At 61.0% G+C, this 3,202-nt stretch carries 2 protein-coding genes; both read left to right on the plus strand.

Translation table 11 applies throughout. The features are described 5' to 3' along the window. Positions 1–384: 384 nt before the first annotated feature. On the plus strand, positions 385–2,058 hold the full coding sequence (locus WMO66_RS06310) for a formate--tetrahydrofolate ligase (RefSeq protein WP_349135545.1): 1,674 nt from the start codon (positions 385–387) through the stop codon (positions 2,056–2,058). A gap of 410 nt (positions 2,059–2,468) precedes the next feature. Further along, a complete protein-coding gene (locus tag WMO66_RS06315; RefSeq protein WP_349135546.1) occupies positions 2,469–3,089 on the plus strand; it encodes a cyclodeaminase/cyclohydrolase family protein in 621 nt (206 codons plus the stop codon). Positions 3,090–3,202: the final 113 nt, after the last annotated feature.

The raw sequence follows: 3,202 nt of genomic DNA on the forward strand, positions 1-3,202 counted from the left end.
AGGCCCTCTCAGTCACCTTCGGTGACAGCTCTCCCAAAGGGAGAGCCGAGGGCGCTTCGCGCCCCGCAATGACACGGCACGGTGCAGGACTTCCGTCAAACTCCTAGCTGGCTGTCCCCTGAGCTTACAAAATTCGGCGTTCCTCTGTCATGCGGCGGCCGGACATCGGATTTCGTGCAAATCCGCGAAAAAAAGGAAAAATTTTACGCAAATTTTTGTTGACAAGAACCGGATATGGTGATATAATCCGAACCGATAAAAACATATCGATTGTTTTTATACGATACCGTGAACCACTCCAACGGGCAGCGGTATGACAAAACTCATCCCGCCGGTGCCATTCCGACGGCCCCGAGCAAATTTTTTGGAAGGAGAACATCCATCATGAGTTTTAAGTCTGATATCGAAATCGCACAGGAAACCACCATGCAGCCCATCACCGAGGTCGCCAAGACCGCAGGAATCGACGAGAAGTATCTGGAGCAGTACGGCAAGTACAAGGCCAAGGTCGACTACAGCATCCTGAAGGAAGAGACCCACACCCAGGGCAAGCTCGTCCTCGTCACCGCCATCAACCCCACCCCCGCAGGCGAAGGCAAGACCACCACGACGGTCGGCCTGGCCGACGGTATGCGCAAGCTCGGCAAGAACGTCCTTGTCGCTCTGCGTGAGCCGTCCCTCGGCCCGGTCTTCGGCGTCAAGGGCGGCGCGGCCGGCGGCGGCTATGCGCAGGTCGTCCCGATGGAGGATATCAACCTCCACTTCACCGGCGACTTCCACGCCATCGGCGCTGCCAACAACCTGCTGGCTGCCATGCTGGATAACCATATTTATCAGGGCAATCGCCTGAACATCGACCCGCGCCGCATCACCTGGCGCCGCTGCGTCGATATGAACGACCGTCAGCTCCGCTTCGTCGTCGACGGCCTCGGCGGCCGCGTCAATGGCACCCCGCGTGAGGACGGCTACGACATCACCGTCGCCTCCGAGATCATGGCAGTTCTCTGCCTGGCCTCCGACATCACGGACCTGAAGGCCCGCCTGTCCCGCCTGGTCGTCGGCTATACTTACGACGAGAAGCCCGTCACTGCCGGTGACCTGAACGCCCAGGGCGCCATGACCGCCCTGCTGAAGGACGCTCTGAAGCCGAACCTCGTGCAGACGCTCGAGCACACTCCGGCCTTCGTCCATGGCGGCCCGTTCGCCAACATCGCCCATGGCTGCAACTCCGTCACCGCGACGAAGATCGCCATGCACCTGTCCGACTACACCATCACCGAGGCCGGCTTCGGCGCTGACCTGGGTGCTGAGAAGTTCCTCGACATCAAGTGCCGCATGGCCGGCCTGAAGCCGAGCTGCGTCGTCCTCGTTGCCACCGTCCGCGCCCTGAAGTACAACGGCGGCGTGCCGAAGGCCGAGACCGGCGTCGAGAACCTCGAGGCTCTGGAGAAGGGCCTGCCCAACCTGCTGCAGCATGTCGGGAACATCACCAAGGTCTACAAGCTGCCGTGCGTTGTGGCCATCAACCGCTTCCCGCAGGACACCGAGGCCGAGCTGAAGCTCGTCGAGGATAAGTGCCGCGAGCTGGGCGTCAACGTTGCTCTGTCCGAGGTTTGGGGCAAGGGCGGCGAAGGCGGCATCGCGCTGGCCAACGAGGTCATCCGTCTGTGCGACCAGCCGAACGACTTCACGTTCTCCTATGAGCTCGACAAGCCCATCAAGGAAAAGATCCGCGACATCGTCACGAAGATCTACCATGGCGACGACGTGGCCTTCACGCCGAACGCCGAGAAGCAGATCAAGGCTCTGACCGAGCTGGGCTACGACAAGATGCCCATCTGCATGGCCAAGACGCAGTATTCCTTCTCCGACGATCCCGCGAAGCTGGGCGCGCCGAAGGGCTTCACCGTCACCGTGCGCAATGTCAAGGTCTCCGCGGGCGCAGGCTTTCTCGTTGCCCTCACCGGTGAGATCATGACCATGCCCGGCCTGCCGAAGGTCCCCGCTGCCGAGCGCATCGACGTGGACGAGAACGGCAAGATTTCCGGCCTGTTCTAATAGCGGCAACCCCACGCAATCGCATCCTCGGCCTTCGCCGGATATTTTCCGCCGATCCATCGGTTCGGAAAGCTTGAAATACACAAAGTATTCCTGCGCTTCCCGAATCTCGCCTCGACGAAAAATCTCGCGCCGAATGCTCTCGATCAATTGCGCGGCGCTGCCTGATGATCAAATTTCCATAAACTCCGGCGGAATCCCCGCCGGAGTTTTTCGGATTCCCTGCCCGCTGCGGCCTGTGCCTGCGATACGGACAGGCTGGCGTTAAAACGGTATGCACCGATTGCATCTGCAGCGGCGCTCCCGGAGCGCTGCTGCAATCCCCGCCGGGGCCCCGGGCACAATACGCCGCCGGAGCCCCCATCAGTGGCCGGTTCAAACCCCTCACAAATTCAAAGGAGAATATTCTTATGGATATGACGACAAAATCCTGCCGTGAATTTGTCACGGTGCTTGCATCCAACGAGCCCGCTCCCGGCGGCGGCGGCGCGGCGGCCCTTGTCGCGGCGCTCGGCACCGCGCTGGGCAACATGGTCGGCTCCCTGACCGTCGGCAAGAAGAAGTATGCCGATGTCGAGGCTGAGATCCTCGCCCTGAAGGCCAAGTGCGACCTGCTGCAGAACGAGCTGCTCGATCAGGTCCCTGCCGATGCCGAGGGCTTCGTCCCGCTGGCCAAGGCCTATGGCATCCCGAAGGACGATCCCAACCGCGCGGCCGTGCTTGAGGAAGCCACCATCACCGCCTGCAAGGTCCCAATGCACATCATGGAGCTGTGCTGCGAGTCCATGGACGCCATTGCCGTCTTTGCGGCAAAGGGCAGCCGCCTCGCCGTGTCCGATGCGGGCTGCGGCGCCGTCATTGTCAAGGCCGCCCTGCAGGCCGCGTCCCTGAACGTCTTCATCAATACCAAGACGCTTCAGAACCGCGAAAAGGCCGAGGAAATGAACGCCTATTGCCTGAAGATGCTCGATACCTGCGGCAAAAAGGCCGACGAGATCTTCGAGACCGTCAAGAACGGCTTCTTCAAGTAATATAACATAATGCAGCCTCCGTAGGGGCGGGGACAGCCGGGCCCGGCGGTAAACCGCCGACTCGTACAGGGCATCGTTAAAATGGCAACTGCCCTTGTAGGGGCGGGGCATGC

The sequence above is a fragment of the Faecousia intestinalis genome (assembly GCF_040096185.1).
GTDB lineage: Bacteria > Bacillota > Clostridia > Oscillospirales > Oscillospiraceae > JAZOXB01.